General features: G+C 73.3%; 11 protein-coding genes. 6 read left to right on the plus strand and 5 right to left on the minus strand.

Features of this window, described 5'->3' with window-relative positions; translation table 11 throughout:
* Positions 1 to 118: 118 nt before the first annotated feature.
* Positions 119 to 1,369: a peptidase C39 family protein gene (locus ACBJ32_RS23840; RefSeq protein ID WP_375128569.1), complete on the plus strand. Its 1,251-nt coding sequence runs from the start codon at positions 119 to 121 to the stop codon at positions 1,367 to 1,369.
* Here ACBJ32_RS23840 and ACBJ32_RS23845 read toward each other — a convergent pair.
* The gene (locus tag ACBJ32_RS23845) at positions 1,303 to 1,704 is read right to left on the minus strand and encodes a hypothetical protein (RefSeq protein ID WP_375128570.1); all 402 of its coding nucleotides are present in this window, start codon (positions 1,702 to 1,704) and stop codon (positions 1,303 to 1,305) included. The two genes, ACBJ32_RS23840 and ACBJ32_RS23845, sit on opposite strands and share 67 nt — an antisense overlap.
* Positions 1,705 to 1,852: 148 nt before the next feature.
* Between ACBJ32_RS23845 and ACBJ32_RS23850 the strand changes: the two genes are divergently transcribed.
* Positions 1,853 to 6,340: a hypothetical protein gene (locus tag ACBJ32_RS23850; protein WP_375128571.1), complete on the plus strand. Its 4,488-nt coding sequence runs from the start codon at positions 1,853 to 1,855 to the stop codon at positions 6,338 to 6,340.
* Here the strand turns inward: ACBJ32_RS23850 and ACBJ32_RS23855 are convergent.
* Entirely contained in the window at positions 6,292 to 7,815 is a 1,524-nt protein-coding gene (locus tag ACBJ32_RS23855; protein ID WP_375128572.1) for a glycoside hydrolase family 43 protein, read from the minus strand. The genes ACBJ32_RS23850 and ACBJ32_RS23855 overlap by 49 nt on opposite strands.
* A gap of 200 nt (positions 7,816 to 8,015) precedes the next feature.
* Between ACBJ32_RS23855 and ACBJ32_RS23860 the strand changes: the two genes are divergently transcribed.
* A complete protein-coding gene (locus tag ACBJ32_RS23860) occupies positions 8,016 to 8,252 on the plus strand; it encodes a hypothetical protein (RefSeq protein WP_375128573.1) in 237 nt (78 codons plus the stop codon).
* 125 nt (positions 8,253 to 8,377) lie between these two features.
* Here ACBJ32_RS23860 and ACBJ32_RS23865 read toward each other — a convergent pair whose 3' ends face one another.
* Positions 8,378 to 11,284, minus strand: a complete 2,907-nt coding sequence (locus tag ACBJ32_RS23865; RefSeq protein WP_375128574.1) for an endo-1,4-beta-xylanase — start codon at positions 11,282 to 11,284, stop codon at positions 8,378 to 8,380.
* Positions 11,285 to 11,525: 241 nt separating this feature from the next.
* On the opposite strand from ACBJ32_RS23865, the gene ACBJ32_RS23870 reads away from it, so the two are divergent.
* Positions 11,526 to 13,766: a pectinesterase family protein gene (locus tag ACBJ32_RS23870; RefSeq protein WP_375128575.1), complete on the plus strand. Its 2,241-nt coding sequence runs from the start codon at positions 11,526 to 11,528 to the stop codon at positions 13,764 to 13,766.
* A gap of 119 nt (positions 13,767 to 13,885) precedes the next feature.
* On the opposite strand, the gene ACBJ32_RS23875 is transcribed toward ACBJ32_RS23870, so the two are convergent.
* Positions 13,886 to 14,104, minus strand: coding sequence for a hypothetical protein (locus tag ACBJ32_RS23875; protein WP_375128576.1), 219 nt, complete (start codon positions 14,102 to 14,104; stop codon positions 13,886 to 13,888).
* A 35-nt stretch (positions 14,105 to 14,139) separates the two neighbouring features.
* Here ACBJ32_RS23875 and ACBJ32_RS23880 point away from each other — a divergent pair, with 35 nt between their 5' ends.
* Both ACBJ32_RS23880 and ACBJ32_RS23885 read left to right on the plus strand, forming a co-directional pair.
* Positions 14,140 to 14,958, plus strand: coding sequence for a helix-turn-helix transcriptional regulator (locus ACBJ32_RS23880; protein WP_375128577.1), 819 nt, complete (start codon positions 14,140 to 14,142; stop codon positions 14,956 to 14,958).
* 127 nt (positions 14,959 to 15,085) lie between these two features.
* A complete protein-coding gene (locus ACBJ32_RS23885; RefSeq protein ID WP_375128578.1) occupies positions 15,086 to 15,811 on the plus strand; it encodes an SDR family oxidoreductase in 726 nt (241 codons plus the stop codon).
* A 3-nt stretch (positions 15,812 to 15,814) separates the two neighbouring features.
* On the opposite strand, the gene ACBJ32_RS23890 is transcribed toward ACBJ32_RS23885, so the two are convergent.
* The gene (locus ACBJ32_RS23890; RefSeq protein WP_375128579.1) at positions 15,815 to 17,920 is read right to left on the minus strand and encodes an ATPase; all 2,106 of its coding nucleotides are present in this window, start codon (positions 17,918 to 17,920) and stop codon (positions 15,815 to 15,817) included.
* Positions 17,921 to 18,010 lie beyond the last annotated feature (90 nt).

Here is an 18,010-nt window from a genome sequence, read left to right on the forward strand (position 1 = left end):
GCCTCGTCACCTCCCATCGAATCAGTGATGACGATCGATTACGTAGATCTCCCGATGCTTTGCCGGGCCACCGAGCTTAGGGTCAGCCGCATCGAGCGCCTTCCTGGAAGGTGGGTTCATGCCTGCGCTGTCCATGGTCCTGTCCGCCCTGCTCCTGTTCACGTCCATGACCGACACCACCGTGGGGACGAAACCGGCGGCCCCGGCCGTCCCCGACGTCGTCTACCAGCGGACCGACTTCTCCTCCGGCACCCCCGAGGGCACGACGGCCGGCGACGGGCTGGCGTTCGGCCAGGCCGCGGGGACGACGAGCTACACCGACGCGCTGGGCACCAAGACGTGGGAGTACGCCCGCTGGACCGGCCCCGAGCAGGACATCGGGTTCGGCGCCACCGAGCTGATCGCGTCCTGGACGGCGGACGTGCCGCAGGGGAGCTGGATCCAGGTCGAGGCCCGCGGCAGGAACGCGGAGGGCCTGACCAAGTGGTACTCGCTGGGCCGCTGGTCCTACGCCGAGGGCGACATCCTGCGCACCTCCGTGCCTGGCCAGGGTGACGCGGACGGGTCGGTAGCCGTGGACACGCTGGTCGCGGCGGCGGGCAAGCCTCTCAGCGGGTACCAGCTCCGCCTGACCCTCTACCGCACGCCCGGCTCCGCGGTGACGCCGCGCGTGCGCACGTCCGGCGTGATGAGCTCCAACGTGCCCGAGCGCAAGACCGTGCCGGTCAGCCCCGGCGGCGGCGCGTGGGGCACGGAGCTGGCCGTGCCGCGCCGCTCCCAGAACGTGCACCTGGGCCACTACCCCGAGTGGAACGGCGGCGGCGAGGCGTGGTGCAGCCCCACCTCGACCACCATGGTGCTGGGTTACTGGGACAGGTGGCCGAGCGAGCAGGACACCTCCTGGGTCGATCCCGCCGACCCGGACCCCGAGGTCGACTACGCCGCCCGCTACACCTTCGACCACGCCTACGACGGCACGGGCAACTGGCCGTTCAACACGGCCTACGCGGGGCGGTACGGCGTGGACGGGTTCGTCACCCGGCTGCGCTCGCTGACCGAGCTGGAGCTGCTGATCAAGGCGGGCGTGCCGGTCATCACCTCGCAGTCGTTCAAGAAGGGCGAGCTGCCCGGCGCCGGGTACGGCACCGACGGCCACCTGATGGCCGTCGTCGGCTTCACCGCGACCGGCGACGTGATCGCCAACGACCCGGCGTCGTCCAGCAACGCGGCCGTGCGGCGCGTCTACCCGCGCGCCGACTTCGAGGACGTGTGGCTGCGCAGCTCCAGCAGCGGCGGCGTGGCCTACGTCATCCACCCGCCGGACCACCCGCTGCCGCCGACGACTCCGGGACTGCCGGCGAACTGGTGACCAGCCCCCTGGCGGCCTCGCGGAAGGCCGCCAGGAGGCGGTCGCGGCCGCCCGCGCGGATCGCCGGCACCACGTGGCTCGGCTCCCACGCCGTGCAGCGGGATCGCGGTGATGTCGGGGCGGAAGCGGGCCAGGTGCGGCGGGACGGCCGCGATGGCCACGGGCTCGTCGGTGGCGATCAGTTCGAGCTTGTCCTCGACGGACTGGATGACCGGGCCGTCGGGGGCGGGGCTGCCGTCGGGCCTGGGGCCGCCTGGCCCTGGAGCAGGCGCCCGCCGGCCGCGCGCCTGCACGCCGTCGCCGAGGAGGGCGTGCGTGACGAACGCCACTGTCATGATCTGCCCCTAAATGTGGCGATCTCTACCGAGATAGTGTCCGGCGATCTAGCAGAATGCGCCGAATCCGGCCTCGACGGTGCCACGCGGACCTGCGTAACCTGAACAACGCTGATTCGCCAAAACCCCCACGCCCGTGGAGCGCCGGATGACCGAGGACGATTCGACGACGCTCGAGAGAACCCGGGTCGTCCTGCCTGCCCGGCGGAACGATCCACCCCTGCTGCTGGCGTCCGAGGGCGCCAGGGTGGTGGTGGCGGGCACCGGCGCGCACCGGCCCTCGTCGCGGCTGCCCCAGGTGCCGGCCGTGCCGGCCACGGTCACCGAGCTCGGGCAGTGCCTGGTCGAGCGGGCGGGCCTGGCCCAGCAGCACCTCACCGTGCTGCTCGACCCGGCGACCCCCGCCAACCTGGGCGAGGTGCTGGAGCGGGCGGCCCGCGAGGCCACGAGCGTGCTGATGTTCCACTTCGTCGGGCACGCCCTGTTCGGCCCGGACAACGAGCTGCACCTGGCGACGCGGGCGACGGTGGACCTGGGGCAGGGGGTGCCCGGTTACCAGGCGCTGCCGTACTCGATGGTGCGCCAGATCCTCCAGTCGTCCCGGGCCGAGCACGTCGTCGTGGTGCTCGACTGCTGCTTCACCGGCGGCAACCGGCCGGTGCCCGCCAAGGCCATGGAGCAGACGTTCGACTCCTCCTGGCGCGGCGCGTACGTGCTGACCTCGGCCAGCAAGGACGAGAACTCCTGGGCGCTGCCCGGCGTCCGGCACACGGCGCTCAGCGGGGCGCTGCTCAGGCTGCTGAACGAGGGCGACCCGGCGGGGCCGGCGGCGTTCACGCTGGACCACGTGCACCACCACCTGGCGCATGCGCTGCCCGCCGCCGGGTTCCCGCGGCCCAGGCGGCAGGCGGGCGGCATGAAGGAGCTGCCGCCGCTCGCGGTAAACCCGGCCCACCAGGGCGCCCAGCGCTCCGGCCCGCCGATGAGCGCGCCGGGCGACCTGAACAGCCCCTACCGGGGGCTGGCCGCGTACGGGCGGGACCAGGCCAGGCTGTTCTTCGGCCGCGAGGAGGCGACCAGGTCGCTGGCCGCGCGGGCCCGGCAGGCGCTCAGGTCGGCGGGGCCGCCGGTGGTCATCGGGTCGCAGGCGTTCGAGGCGGGCGGCCCGCTCATCGTCACCGGGCCTTCGGGCTGCGGCAAGACGTCGCTGCTGCACGCCGGCCTGATCCCCGCCATGCAGGAGGACCTCGGCAGGAGCGTCGTGCTGACCCCCGGCGCGCTGCCGGTGGCCACGCTGGCGGGCGAGCTGGCGGCGCTGGCCGGCGGCGCCCCCGAACGGCTGCGCGCGGTCATCGAGTCGGACCCCGCCGCCGCGCGGCGCGGGCTGCCCGCGCGCACGCTCGTGGTGGTGGACCAGTTCGAGGAGCTGTTCACCCTGTGCGCCGACGAGGTGGCCAGGCGGCGCTTCGTGGAGGCGCTCGTCGAGCTGTCCCGCTCGGCCGCCGTGGTGATCGCCGTGCGCGGCGACTTCTTCGCCCGCTGCGCGGCCTACCCCGGCCTGCTGGAGACGATGCGGCGGCCCGAGATCGTCGCCCCCATGACCCCGGCCGAGCTGCGCCGCGCGATCGAGGAGCCGGCCACCCGCTCCGGGCTCTCGCTCGAAGCCGGGCTCGCCGAGCTGATCCTGGAGGACCTCCAGGCCCTGTCCGGCGCCGACGACCTGCTCCCCCTGCTCTCGCACGCGCTGCTGGCCACCTGGCAGCGGCGTACGGGCGGGGTGCTCACCATGGCGGGTTACCGCTCGGCGGGCGGCGTCGCGCGGGCGGTGGCCCTGAGCGGCGAGGAGACGCTGCGGCGGCTCGGCGCGGAGTCCGAGCCGGTCGCGCGCGGGCTGCTGGTGCCGCTGGTGCACGTGGACCCGCAGGCAGGCGCCCTGCGGCGGCGCGTCCCCGTCGCCGAGCTGAGCTCCGGCTCCGCCTCCGTCGAGGGGCAGGTGCTGGCCGAGTTCGTACGGGCGCGGCTGGTCACGGTGACGGTCACCGACGGCGGCGAGCAGGCGGAGCTGGCGCACGAGGCGCTGGTGCGCGCCTGGCCCCGGCTCGGCAACTGGGCCGAGACCGCGCGGGCCGGGCTGCTCGTGCGGCGGCGGCTGGCCGAGGACGCCGAGATGTGGCAGCGCGACGGGCAGGACACCTCCTACCTCTACACCGACGACCGCCTCACCACCGCCCAGGCCGCCGTGGCCGCGCTTCCCGCCGTGAGCGTCCCCGCCGCTCCGGCTCCCAGAGCCGGGGCGCCCAGGGACGCGGGTGGCGCGATCACCCCCGTCGAGAAGGAGTTCCTCGACGCGTCCCGCCGCCGGCAGGCCCGGCGCACTCGGATCACCCGCGGCGCCATCGCCGTGCTCAGCCTGCTCCTCCTCGTGGCCGTCGCCGGCGCCGTCGTGGCGCTCGTCCAGACCAGCGGGTCCACCCGCCTGGCGGGCGAGGCGGCCACCCAGCGCGACGAGGCCCTGTCCCGCCAGGTAGCCGCGGCCGCCGCCACCACCAGGGACAGCTCGCTCGGCTCGCAGCTCGCGCTGGCCGCCTACCGCCTCTCGGCCACCCCGCAGGCCCGGGGCGCCCTGCTCGGCTCGCTTGCCCGCCCGGTGGGCGCCCGGATGACCGGCCACACCGCCCCGGTCGAGCGGGTGGCCTACCGCCCCGACGGCCGCGTGGCCGTGACCGCCTCGGGCGACACCACCGCCCGACTGTGGAACGTCACCGACGCCCTGCGCCCCAAGAGCCTGGGCGTCGTCAAGGGGCACACGGGGGGCGTGCTCGCGGTCGCGTTCAGCAAGAGCGGCAAGGTGCTCGCGACCGGGTCGGCCGACGGCACCGCCCGGCTGTGGGAGGTCTCCGACACCGCGAAGCCGCGCGCCCTGGCCACGCTCAAGGGCCACGAGGAGCAGGTCGGCTCGGTGTCGTTCAGCCCGGAGGGCAACCTGCTGGCCACCTCGTCCACCGACGGCACCATGCGGCTGTGGAACGTCCAGGACCCGGCCAAGCCCGCCCAGGTCTCGGTGGTGACGCAGGACTCCGACCCCACCAGGGCCGCCTTCAGCCCGGACGGCCGCCTGGTGGCGCTCGCCTCCACGGGCGGCACGATCAGGCTCCTCGACGTGCGCACCCCCGCCAAGCCGGCCGTCCTGGCCACGCTCACCTCGGCGGAGGGCGCGGTCAGGAGCGTGACGTTCGCGCCGAACGGCCGCTACCTGGCCTCCTCCTCCGCCACCGGCAAGGTGCAGGTCTGGGACATCACCGCGACCGAGCTGGTCGGCACGGCGAGCGGGCACTCCGGCGCGGTGGACGACGTCGCGTTCAGCCCGGACGGCGCCGTCCTGGCCAGCGCCTCCGCCGACGCCACGGTCCGCCTGTGGAGCGTGGAGAACCCGCGCGAGCCCGAGGGCACCGCCACCCTGGCCGGGTTCCCCGACGCCGTGACGGGCGTGGCCTTCAGCCCGAACGGCCAGAACCTGCTCACCTCCGCCGTCGACGGCGTGGCCCGGCTGTGGAACGCCTCCAACACCTCCCGCACGTCCCCCTTCGCCCGGCTCGGCCTGCACACCGGCCAGGTCAACGGGGTCGCGATCGCCAAGGGCGGCGGCACGCTGGCCACCGCCTCCGACGACAAGACCGTCAGGCTCTGGAACATCTCTGACCCGGCGGTGGCCACGCCCGAGTCCACGCTGAGCGGGCACACCGGGCAGGTCCAGTCGGTCGCGTTCAACCCCGACGGCACCCGCCTGCTCACCGCCTCCGACGACAAGACGGCCAGGATCTGGGACGTCTCGGAGACCGCGACCCCGAAGCTGCTCGGCACGCTGACGGGCCACACGGACGGCGTGCGCTCGGCCGCGTACAGCCCTGACGGCAAGATGGCGGTGACGACCGGGCGCGACGGCCGGACGCTGCTGTGGAACGTCGCCACCCCGTCCAGCCCCAAGCAGGTCGCCACGATCGGCGCCGCCGACAGGCGGGTGAGCACGGCCGCGTTCCGGCCCGACGGCCGCGCGCTGGCGACCGGCTCCGGCACGGGGTCCGTACGGCTGTGGGACGTCTCCGAGCCGGCCGGGCCGCGCGCCCTGGCGTCGTTCGCCGCGGGCACCGGCAGCGTGCTCGACCTGCGGTTCAGCCGCGACGGCAGGACGCTGGCCACGGCGTCGAGCGACGGCACCGCCCGGCTGTGGGACGTCGCCGCGCCCGCCTCCGCCAGGAAGCTGGCGGACCTGCCCGGCCACTCGGCCGCCGTGTCGGCCGTCGCGTTCAGCGCCGACGACCGCACGCTCGTCACGGCCTCCCAGGACATGACCGTCCAGGTGTGGAACGTCGTCACGCCCGCCCGTCCCACGCTCTGGGCCGTGTTCGCCGGCCGGGGCGCGGCGGGCGACGTGGAGCTGGGCCCCGACGGCACCGTGCTGGCCGCCGCGTCCGGCAGCGCCGCCCAGCTCTGGGGCCTGAACGTGGAGCAGGCGACGGCGAACGTCTGCGAGGCGTCGGGAACCTCGATCAGCAGGACGGAGTGGGCCCGGTACCTGCCCGGCCGCCCCTACTCGCCGCCCTGCGCCGCCGCCTCCGCGACACCGTCCGCCGGCTGATAGGCCGGGTCCTCGAACACGGCCTGGCAGCCCTCGCCCGCCAGGTCCTGCACCCACAGGCCGACGAACGCGCCGGTGAAGCCGAACGAGCGGATCTGCCCGTCGACGATCTCGTCGGCGTGCTCGTCGGACAGGATCGTGGCGTCCAGCTCCACGGGGATGGCGTGGCCGTCGTACGAGAAGCGCAGGATCGGCCCGTCGAGCTCCAGCTCCAGGCGGCTCGCGGTGCCGGCGGCGGTGAAGTGCACGGTGCGGGCGCCCCGGTCGCTGCCGGTCAGGACGACGCCGTCGGTGGTCAGCGCGAGGTGGTACCAGTTGCGGGAGTTGTAGTAGGCGGTGATCCCGGCGGACTGGTGCACGCTGCCCGGCTCGAACGTCACGCCCGTCCCGAAGCCGCACCTCGTGGCCGTCACCCGGCGCGCGACCAGGCTGGGGGCGCGCCGCCCGTACGGCGACTGGCCGCCGCTGACCGTCACCCGGCCGTCCTCGAACCGCACCCAGTCGGGCGAGGCCGGCCGGCGCAGCGTGCTCCATCCGCTGCCGTCGGCGGGCGACGCGTCCGGCCACGGGTGCGGCGGCAGGGCGGGAGCGGGCACCTCGACGGCGGGCACTCCCCCGGCCACCCGGGGCCAGCCGTCCTCCCACTCGACCCGCTGGATTGCGCTCTCCCTGCCCAGCACGCACCGGCCGCGCGGCGCGTACGGCCGGGCGGCGAGGTGCGCCAGGTACCACTCGCCGCCCTGCGTCCGCACCAGGCACCCGTGCCCGGCCTTCTGCAGCTCCAGGCCGGGGTCGTGGCGCGAGGTGAGCATCGGCCCGGCCGGGTCGGCCTCGTACGGGCCCTCCAGCGAGCGGGAGCGCAGCACGCTCACGCAGTGCTCGTAACCGGTGCCGCCCTCGGCGACCATGAGGTAGTACCAGCCGTCCACCCGGTAGATGTGCGGCCCCTCGGTGATGCTCCGGTTCTCCAGGATGAGCCTCGGCGTGCCACCGCTCAGGGGTTGCAGCTCGATGCCGGAGAACCCCCGCCCCGGGCGGGAGTCGAAGACCATGTTGAGCAGGTACGTGGTGCCGTCGTCGTCGTGGAAGAGCGCCGCGTCGAACCCGCGCCCCGGCAGCCGCACCGGGTCCGACCAGGGGCCCTCGATGGCGGGCGCGGTGACGAGGTAGTTGGCGACGTCCTTGTAGCCGTGCGCGTAGGTGTCCATCACGCTGTAGACCAGGTGGAACAGGCCGTTCGCGTACGTCAGGTCGGGCGCCCACACGCCGCCCGAGTCGGGCACGCCGGACAGGTCGAGCAGCCTGCGCCCGGTGAGGACGCCGCCCAGGGAACGCCAGTTGACCAGGTCGCGCGAGTGGTGCACGAGCACGCCCGGGTACCACTCGAACGTCGAGGTGGCGAGGTAGTAGTCGTCCCCGACGCGCAGGATGGACGGGTCCGGGTGGAAGCCGGGCAGGACGGGGTTGCGGATCATCGATGCTCCATCCCAGATCTTCATGCCTGAACCCTGCCAGAGCCGCGACCGGGCGGCGCATCCCGGGTGCCCGCTCGGGCCGGCCCGGCGGGGCCGGCGCGATGAGCAGGGGTGACGCCGGGTTGCAACCGATCTGAAGCCGCGCCCTGATGGTGTGGCACGGTCAACGCGATCGACCGTCGAACGGGGAGCAGAACACGATGGGGACCAGGAGAGCACTCACGATCTTCGCAGCGGGAACGGCGCTGATCGCCGGCGCCTTCGCGGGCGCCGCCTGGGCGGGCGGCGGCCTGTCCACGCCGGCGGGCCATCACGACAGCGTGACGCCGGCCGGTTACCACGACAGCGTGACCCCCGCGGGCTACCACGACAGCGTGGCCCCGGCCGGACACATCGACGGCGCCGTCGCCCCTGCCGGGCACGACTGGATCGGGTGAGCACCGATCGGCCGGGGTTCCCGCGCACCCGGCCGATCAGCACCGCGGCACTCGCGCCAACGCCTCCTGAACGCGCGCCCGGCCTGCCACGGCCACGAAAAGGACGTGGCAGGCCGGTGCGGCGCCTACCCGGCCAGCCGGAGCACGCCCCAGTGGCTGGTGTCGAGGTAGCCGCGGCCGGTCGCGTCGTTCCAGGTCACCGCGCTCGTCCTGGTCCCGCCCGTCGCGTCGTTGACCTGGACGTCGAAGCCGAGCAGCGTCCCCTCCTCGAGGGTGATGGTGGGCAGCTCGACGGCCGCCTCCACCACGTAACCACCCGGCACCGTCACGGCCGCCGCCCGCACGTTGTCCTTGACACCGGAGGCGTCGAACGTGCCGCCCACCGTGATCCGGCCGGAGAAGCTCACCCGGTACTGGCCGTCGTCGTCCTCGTATCCCTTGGTCTTGCCGTTGCCCGGGTCCACGAAGAGCTCGACGGAGTCCTGCTCCCACGGGTTGGCGGACTCCTCGCTCAGCGCGGGGTCGGTGACCTGCGCCAGGACGTACAGGGTCGAGCCGGACCAGAGGGAGCGGACCTTGGCGGTGGCGCCCGAGTCGCCCTGCATCCAGGTGGCGGTGCGGATCTCCGGGACGCCCGACCACAGCCGGTCCGCGGCGCCGTCCAGGACGGGGGCGGGACGGCGCGGGGCGGTGGCGCGCTTGACGGCGGGGACGGGGGTGAGCTCGCCCGTCCAGGTGGTGCGCGTGCCGCGGTCGTGCACCACCACCTCGACGTCCGTGCCGCTGCCGAGCAGGGCCTCCACCCGGTAGCCGGTGGCGGTGCGGCGCACGCCGGGCGAGGTCCGGCCGAGGGCGCGCGAGCGGCCGTCCACGGTGAACGTGACCCGGTCGCCGGCGGAGACGGTCGGGTCCGTCACCTCGGCCAGCACGTACAGGCCCGCGGCGGAGGTGCGGGCCTGGAAGCCGGCCGAGACGTCGCCGACGCGGGCGAGCGGCGCGTCCGGCAGCAGGTCCCACTCCAGGTCGCGCCTGCCGTCCACCTTGACGACCGCGGCGGGCGCCTCCAGCTTGCGCACGAGCGGTTCCAACCTGGACGGATCCACGACGCCCCAGTACGCGGGCTTGGCCTGCAGGTCGTCGTCGAAGAGCAGCGGCGCGTTGAGCCGCGGGATCGGCCAGGAGCGCAGCCAGCTCACGTCGTCCGACTTGCCCCACACGGTGACCGAGCTCAACCGTCCGGCCTGCCGCCGGAAGACGTCGAACAGCTCCTTGTACCGGTGCCCCTGCTGGACGAGCAGCTCGGGCGGGATCGTGTCGTAGGAGGAGACGAAGTCGGTGTAGATGCTCACGTCCAGCTCGGTGACCTGCTGGTCCAGGCCGAGCGTGGCGAAGCGCTCGATGGTGGCCTCGACCGCGGAGGCGGGCGGGTGCTCGATGTTGAGGTGGAGCTGGTGGCCGACGCCGTCGATCGGCACGCCCTCGTCCTTGAGCTGCTTGACCAGCTTGTACAGGGCCTCGCGCTTGCGCGGGAACTCGGTGTTGTAGTCGTTGATGAACAGCTTGGCGTCCGGGTCGGCCTCGCGGGCGACGCGGAAGGCGGTGCGGATGAAGTCGAGCCCGGCGATCTCGTACCACGGGGAGCGGCGCAGCCCGTCGGGCTGGTTCTCGTCCACGACCTCGTTGACCACGTCCCAGGCCGCGATCCGGCCCTTGTAGCGGGTGACGAGCGTGCGCACGTGCCGCTCCAGGCGCTGCAGCAGCACCTCCTTGGTGGCGTTCTCGAACACCCAGTCCGGGGTCTGGCTGTGCCAGGCGAGGGTGTGGCCGCGGACGGTCATGCCGTGCTCGGTGCCGAAGTTCACCAGGTGGTCGCCGTCGGTGAAGGTGAACTCCCCTTCGCGGGGCTCGGTGGCGTCCCACTTGAGCTCGTTGCCGGGGGTGACGCCGTTGAAGTGCTTGGCGAGCAGCTCGCCGTGCACGCCGAGCGTCTCGGGCCGGGTGAAGGCCGAGCCCATGGTGAACGGCACCTCGTCCTTCAGGGAGGGGATGCCGGTCTGGATGGGCTTGGGCTCGACGTAGGTCATCGTGAAGTCGTCGAGGTGGAAGGGGAAGGTGCCGGTGTCGGACTCGAGGTAGAGGCTGAGGAGGTCGACGTCGTGGGCGAGCGTGTACGTGCCGGAGAGCCGCACCCACTCCCCCGCGGGCACGTCCTTGGGCGCGACGACGCGCTCGTAGCTGGAGGTGCCGCCGGTGCGGCGCTCGATCGAGAGGCCGAGCTTGCCGGACGCGGTGTCGGGGCCGAGCCTGACCCAGGCCGACAGGGCGTACTTGTCGCCCTTGCCCATCCGGCCGAGCACGTTCAGCGCGGGGCCGTCCCAGGAGGCGGAGCGGCCGGTGACGGTGAGGCCCTGGGTGCCCCCGTGGGCGGTCGTGCCGACCTGGAGGGCGGCGGCGGCGCGCGGTGACCAGTCCTGCGCGGTGCCGTCCTCGAAGTCGCTGGTGATCGGCTCGCGGGTGGGGTCGCCGAGCGGGCTCAGGACGATGTCGTCCAGGTGGTACTGGGAGGTGGCGTCGGAGCTCTCGACGTAGAGCTGCACGTCGGTGGATTCGGCGGTGAACAGGTAGCTGCCCGACAGCCGCACCCAGGCGCCGTCGGTGACGGTGGCCGCCGCGACCCGCTCGTAGGTGGTCTCGCCGCCGGTCGGCGTGCGCTGCACGGTCATCGCGATCGTGCTCGCGGGTTGCCCCGCGACCAGCCTGGCGTACGCGGTGACGGTGTAGCCGACGCCCCTGACGAAGGGGCCGGGGATGGACGCGCCGTGCCAGGTGGCGGTCCTGCCGCTCACCGCGAGGCCGCCCGACCCCGCGCGGGCCGCGTCCGGCGTCACCGTGACGGAGACGCCGTCGCCGCGCGGCCCCCATCCCTGGGCGGTGCCGTCCTCGAAGTCGTACGTGAGGCCGGCCGCGTGCGCCGGGAGCACCGGCACGAGGCACAACAGGGCGGCGACCACCAGGGCTCGTAAGGTCCGCACGGTGCTCCTATGGCATCCGGAATGAAAGTTTCAGGGAAATGCCGATAAATATCAGGCGGACTGTAGAGCGGGGGCGATCACGGGTCAACAGCCGGGTTCCGCACTGCAAGCGATTGCTGGCCGATGGAGTGCAGTTTCACTGCAGATCATTGACGAAGTGAGGGCAGTTGGGCGAACGTTTCATGCAACCGATTGCCGCACTCTGCCGAGGCTGCGCATGCGACTTCTGTTACTCCCCCCGATGATCGCCCTGACAGTGATCGCCACGGTGACGCCCGCGGCCCCGGCCGCGGCCACCGCCCGCGCCACCATCGTCGTGGCCACCGACGGCTCGGGCGACCACCCGACCGTCCAGGACGCCGTGAACGCCGTGCCCCCGGGCAACACCCGGCCCGTCACCATCCTGGTCCGCAAGGGCACCTACAAGCAGCAGGTGGTCATCCCCGCCGACAAGCCGCACATCACGCTGGCCGGTGACACCCGCGACCCGCGCGAGGTGGTGCTCACCTTCGACGCCTCCGCGGCCACGCAGAAGCCGGACGGCTCCGGCCCCTACGGCACCTCGGGCAGCGCCTCGTACGTGATCAGCGCCCCCGACTTCACCGCCCGCAACCTCACCTTCGAGAACTCCTACGACGAGGCCGCGAACGGCAACAGCCAGGCCGTCGCCGTCAGGACGACCGGCGACCGCCAGGTGTACGACAACGTCAGGTTCCTCGGCAACCAGGACACCCTGTACGCCAACACCGGCTCCGCCACCACCTTCGCCCGGCAGTACTTCCACAACTGCTACGTCGAGGGCGACGTCGACTTCATCTTCGGCCGCGCCACGGCCGTGTTCGACCGCTGCGTGATCAAGGCGCTGAGCCGGGGCAGCACGGACAACAACGGCTACGTCACCGCCGCCAGCACGGAGATCACCAACCCGTACGGGTTCCTGATCCACCGCAGCCACCTGGTCAGCGACGCGCCCGCCCGCACGTTCCACCTGGGCCGCCCGTGGCCGGCCGGCGGCTCCGCCACGGCGCGCGGCCAGGTGCTGGTGCGGGAGTCGTGGCTGGGCCAGCAGTTCAAGGACGCGCCCTGGACCGACATGTCGGGGCTGAACTGGCGCGAGGCCCGCCTGTCCGAGTACCGCAACCACGGCCCGGGCGCGACCGTCAACGACGACCGCCCGCAGCTCTCCGCGGAGCAGGCCAGGGCGTACACGCCGGAGAGGTACCTGGCAGGCTCGGACGGCTGGAACCCGGTGCGCCGCCCGGGCCCCGCCATCAGGCCCGAGCCCGGCCGCCAGGTGCTGCCGCGCGACGACGGCTGGGCCGCGGCCACGACCGGCACGACCGGCGGCTCAGCCGCCCGCCCCGAGGACGTGCACGTCGTCTCGACCAGGGCGGAACTGCTGGCCGCGCTGGGCGACCCGGCCGACAACACCCCGAGGATCGTCTACGTCAAGGGCGCCATCGACGCCGACACGGACGCCGAGGGCAACCCGCTGACCTGCGACGACTACGCCGTGAACGGCTACAGCCTGCCCGCCTACCTGGCCGCCTACGACCCGGCCGTCTGGGGCAGGACCAGTGTCCCCTCGGGGCCGCTGGAGGAGGCCCGCAAGGCGTCGTACGCCAAGATGGCCGAGCACGTCACGGTGACCATCGGCGCCAACGTCACGCTGATGGGCCTGGGCAGGAACGCCGCGCTGAAGAGCTTCGGCCTGCGCATCAGCAACGCCGACAACGTCATCGTGCGCAACCTGACCATCACCGACACCGCCGACTGCTTCCCGCAGTGGGACCCGACCGACGGCGCCGAGGGCAACTGGAACGCCTCCTTCGACAACGTGGAGGTCTCCGGCTCCACCCACGTGTGGCTGGACCACAACACGCTCAACGACGGCGACAACCCCGACTCGGGCCGGCCGCTCTACTTCGGCCGCCCGTACCAGGTGCACGACGGCCTGCTCGACGTGGTCCGCGGGTCGAATCACGTGACGCTGTCGTGGAACCACCTCAGCGGCCACGACAAGGTGACGCTGATCGGCAACACCGACAGCCCGTCCCGCTACGGCGAGGAGGACAAGCTCAAGGTCACCCTGCACCACAACTACTTCGAGTCGCTCGGCCAGCGCACGCCCCGGGTCCGGTTCGGGCAGGTGCACGTCTACAACAACTACTACAAGGGCGGCCCCGGGCACGGTTACAGCATCGGCGTGGGCTTCGGCTCCAAGGTCTACGCCGAGAGCAACGCCTTCGACGGGATCGCGGCGGCGAAGGTGCTGACGGTGTTCAACGGCACGGCGATCACGGCGAAGGACAACCTCGTGGACGGCGTGGCGACCGACGTGGTGGCCGCGTACAACGAGGCCAACGGCACGGCGCTCGGCACGGACGCGGGCTGGACCCCGACGCTGGTCCCCCGCGTGCACCCGGCCAAGGTGCTCAGGTACCTGGTGCCGGCGGGCGCGGGGGCGGGTCGCCTGCGCTGATCGGACCCCGGCGGCGGGCGGCCCCCTCACCGGCTCCCATCCGGGCCGCCCGCCCTCGGCCGTTCAGCCGGCCCCATTCAGCCGACCCCAATCAGCCGACGCCATTCAGATGACGCCATTCAGATGACGAAACCGTCGTGGTTGATGATGTAGAGCACGCCTCCCGCCACCATCAGCACCGCTCCTCCCACGATGGCGGCCCAGCCGCCGACCCAGGCCGCGACCATCAGCCCTACGCAGGCAATGACAATCCCGGCAAGTCTGTAGATTTCGGCATTTTTACTCATAATCAGAGATTTGCCGCTCGAAGGTGGGTGTATCCCACCCAGCTTGGGCACTCTTTCCTGTCCTCATCCTCGCCTAGCCTCGAAACATGGACACGGACAACCTGCTCGGCCAGTTCCTGCGAGCCCGCCGCGAGCTTCTCCAGCCGGAGGACCTCGGCATGCCCGCGGGCACCCGGCGGCGCGTGCTGGGCCTGCGCCGCGAGGAGGTCGCGCAGCTCGCCGGTGTCAGCACCGACTACTACGTCCGGCTGGAGCAGGGCCGCGAGCGCCACCCGTCGGCCCAGGTGGTCGACGCGCTGGCCAGGGCGCTGGAGCTGGAGGAGGACGCGGCCGCGCACCTGCACCGGCTCTCCCGCCCGGCCCCGGCCAGGCGGCGCCCGCGCCCCCGGCGCGAGCAGGTCAGCCCCAACCTGGTCCGCATGATGGCGGCCTGGCCGCACACCCCCGCCGTCGTCCTGGGCCGGTGCCTGACCGTGCTGGCCGCCAACCCGCTCGGCAAGGCGCTGTTCGACGGCCACGCCTACAGCGACGACCTGGTGCGGCTGGTGTTCCTCGACCCGGACGCCCGCGAGTTCTACCCCGACTGGGACCGGGTGGCGGTCAACACCGTCGGCGGGCTGCGCTCCGCCGCCGGCACCGACTACGACGACCCGCGGCTCATCGAGGTCGTCGGGGAGCTGTCGCTGAAGAGCGAGACCTTCCGCAAGCTGTGGGCCCGCCACGACATCCGCCAGAAGACCCACGAGACCAAGCGCTTCCGCCATCCGCTGGTGGGCCCGCTGACCCTGCACTACGAGTCGCTGACCGTGAACAGCGCACCCGGCCAGCAGCTCGTCGTCTACCAGGCCGGCCCGGGCAGCCCGTCGGAAGAGGCGCTGTCGCTGCTGGGCAGCCTCACGGCCTGACCCCGAACACCTCTCGAAGCGCGCGGAGCACGTTCGCCGCCGCGCCATCCCGGCATGCTCACGACCACCTTCGACACCTGGCGCGAGCCCACGCTCAGCGCCTGCCACCCGAACAGGAGCGAACACCATGGAGAGCAAAGTCGTCCTGATCACCGGCGCGAGCAGCGGCATCGGCCGGGCCACCGCGCTGCGCCTGGCCCGCGAGGGCCACCACGTGGTGCTCGGCGCCCGCCGCGAGGACCGGCTCGCCGAGACCGCCGCGGCGATCGAGGCCGCCGGCGGCAAGGCCGACGTGCGGTGGCTCGACGTGACCGACCGCGCGGACGTGGCCGCGTTCGCCGACGCCGCCGCCGAGCGGCACGGCCGGATCGACGTCCTCGTCGGCAACGCGGGCGTGATGCCGCTGTCCAGGCTGGACGCGCTGCTGGTCGACGAGTGGGACCGGATGATCGACGTCAACGTCCGCGGCCTGCTGTACGGGATCGCCGCCGCGCTGCCGCACTTCCAGCGGCAGGGCGCGGGGCACTTCATCACCGTGGCCTCCATCGGCGCCCACCAGGTGTCGCCGACGGCGGCGGTCTACTGCGGCACGAAGTACGCCGCCTGGGCGATCACCGAGGGGCTGCGCCAGGAGCTCGACCCGAGCATCCGCGTCACCACCGTCTCCCCCGGCGTCGTGGAGTCGGAGCTGGCCGAGAGCATCACCGACCCCGTCGCGCGGGAGGCCATGCGGACCTACCGGGCGGAGTCCATCCCGCCGGACAGCATCGCCCAGGCCATCTCGTACGCGATGGGCCAGCCGGCCGGCGTGGACGTCAACGAGCTGATCATCCGCCCGGCCGGACAGCGCTGAGGGTCAGCCGAGCCCGTTGTGCAGGCCCTCGCCCTCCGGTTCGAGCGCGTACGCGATGCCGGCGTCGATGTCGCTGTCGAACCCGGTGCGGTAGGCCACCTCGAAGGCGTTGTCGCCCAGCAGGTCACGGGCTCCCGCCTCGCACGCCTTCCTGGCCGCCACCAGGGCGGGCACGCTGGCCTGCGCCTGGCCGTGGGTGCTCCAGATCCGCTGTGCCAGCCCGAGCAGCCGGGCCGCGCGGTGCGCCCGGCCGGCCGCGCCCGCCGCCAGGGCGAGCAGGTCCACCGTCAGGCCGATGCCGAAGCTGTCGTGCAGGCGCCGCTTGGTCCGCAGGGCGGCCTGCCCGTAGGTGACGGCCAGGTCGAGACGCCCGGCGCTCAGCTCGGCCTGGCCGCGCAGGAAGTCGCCGTGGGAGCGCATCGACTGCTCGCCGCACCGGTCGCACAGCGTGCGCGCGTCCTCCAGCACGGCGACGGCCTCGTCGATCCGCCCGTCGACGGTGAGGGCGTGCGCCCGGCAGTAGAGCCCGACCAGCTTGGCGATGGTGAGCGGCTCGTCGGCCCACCGGCTCAGGTACGCGGGCTCCGACTCGGCCATCGCCTGGATCAGATTGCCGCGGATCACCCCGGCCATCGCCCTGAGCGCCCTGACACAGCTCGCCGCGTACGCGTCGCCGGCGCCCGCGGCGAGCCCGATCTGGGCGGCCCTGGCCTCGGCGGCGTCCGCGTCGCCCTGAGTGGCCGCCAGGTGGCCGTCGGACCACAGGGCCTGCACGAGCGCCGGGCCGGGCCGGGTGCCCAGATCGAGGGCCTGCCGCAGGTAGTGGCGGCCCTCCTTGGCGTAGCCGCAGCCGTACCAGAAGAACGCCAGCGTGCCGGCCAGCTCCAGCGCGGGCAGGCCGTCCTTGGCGCCCAGCGCCACCTCCAGGGCGGCGCGCAGGTTGTCGTGCTCGCCGATCATGCGGTCGTACCAGGAGATCTGGCCGGGGCCGAGCCAGCCGGCGGCGCCCCGGGTGGCCAGCGACAGGTAGTGCTCGCGGTGGCGCTGCTTGAAGCGCTCCTCCTCGCCGAGGTGGCGCAGCCAGCTCGCGCCGTACTCGCGCAGCGTGTCGAGCATCCGGTAGCGCTCGCCCGCGCCGGTCGGCAGCCAGGTCAGGATCGACTCGTCGGACAGCGCGTCGAGCAGCAGCCCGATGCCGGCCTCCGGCAGCCGCTCGTCGGCGCAGACCTCGCGCACGGCCTCGGCGTCGAAGTCGCCGGCGAAGACCGACAGCCGCGCCCAGAGCAGCCGCTCGGCGGGCTCGCACAGCTCGTGACTCCACCCGATGGCGGTCCGCAGGGCCTGGTGCCACGGCGGGCCGGCGGTGGCGGTGGGATCGTCCTCCAGCGCCGAGAACCGGTCGTCGAGCCGGTCGGCCAGGTGCGTGACGGGCAGCTCGCGCAGCCGTGCGGCGGCCAGCTCGATGGCCAGCGGGATGCCCTCCAGCCGCCGGCACAGCCGGCCGACGGCCTCCTGGTCCTGGTCGGCGAGGTCGAAGCCGGGCACGGTCTCGGCGGCGCGCTCGGCCAGCAGCGCCACCGCGTCACCGGCGGCCGGCCCGGTGGACCCGGCGGGCGGGACCGGCAGCGGATCGACCACGAACACCAGCTCGCCCGGCACCTCCAGCGGGCGGCGGCTGGTGGCCAGCACGCGCAGCCCGGGCACGGCGTCGAGCAGCGTGGTGACCGTCGCCGAGCAGGGGCCGACGAGGTGCTCGCAGGTGTCGAGGACGAGCAGGACCTCCCGGCCGAACAGGTGCTCGGCCAGCACCTCGACCATCGGCCGGGTGGTCTGGTCGGTGAGCCGGAGCGCCTCGGCGATGGCGTGCGGCAGCAGCGAGCCGTCGACCAGCGGTGACAGCTCCACGAGCCAGGCGCCACCGCCGAACTCGGGCCGCAGGTCGGCGGCGGCGCGCAGGGCCAGGCGGGACTTGCCGACGCCGCCCACGCCGGTGAGGGTCACCAGCCGGGACCGCCGGCACGCGCGGCGCACCTGGTCGAGCTCGCCGCGACGCCCGATGAGGCTGGTCAGCTCCGCCGGAAGGTTGCCTGCCTGCCACTTGCCCGCCATCGTGATCGCCGCCCATCGGCTGAAGTTGTGACAGCAGCTTGCCTGACTCTGCCGCGCTCCGTCACTAAAAGTAAGAAAGTAACTACCGCT

The organism is Nonomuraea sp. GTA35, from assembly GCF_041950525.1.
GTDB lineage: Bacteria > Actinomycetota > Actinomycetes > Streptosporangiales > Streptosporangiaceae > Nonomuraea.

Bases quoted from the DNA above. Each gene is read 5' to 3' on its own strand.
- ACBJ32_RS23840 (WP_375128569.1), top strand. From the start codon at position 119: ATGCCTGCGCTGTCCATGGTCCTGTCCGCCCTGCTCCTGTTCACGTCC.
- ACBJ32_RS23845 (WP_375128570.1), bottom strand. From the start codon at position 1,704: ATGACAGTGGCGTTCGTCACGCACGCCCTCCTCGGCGACGGCGTGCAG.
- ACBJ32_RS23850 (WP_375128571.1), top strand. From the start codon at position 1,853: ATGACCGAGGACGATTCGACGACGCTCGAGAGAACCCGGGTCGTCCTG.
- ACBJ32_RS23855 (WP_375128572.1), bottom strand. From the start codon at position 7,815: ATGATCCGCAACCCCGTCCTGCCCGGCTTCCACCCGGACCCGTCCATC.
- ACBJ32_RS23860 (WP_375128573.1), top strand. From the start codon at position 8,016: ATGGGGACCAGGAGAGCACTCACGATCTTCGCAGCGGGAACGGCGCTG.
- ACBJ32_RS23870 (WP_375128575.1), top strand. From the start codon at position 11,526: ATGATCGCCCTGACAGTGATCGCCACGGTGACGCCCGCGGCCCCGGCC.
- ACBJ32_RS23880 (WP_375128577.1), top strand. From the start codon at position 14,140: ATGGACACGGACAACCTGCTCGGCCAGTTCCTGCGAGCCCGCCGCGAG.
- ACBJ32_RS23885 (WP_375128578.1), top strand. From the start codon at position 15,086: ATGGAGAGCAAAGTCGTCCTGATCACCGGCGCGAGCAGCGGCATCGGC.
- ACBJ32_RS23890 (WP_375128579.1), bottom strand. From the start codon at position 17,920: ATGGCGGGCAAGTGGCAGGCAGGCAACCTTCCGGCGGAGCTGACCAGC.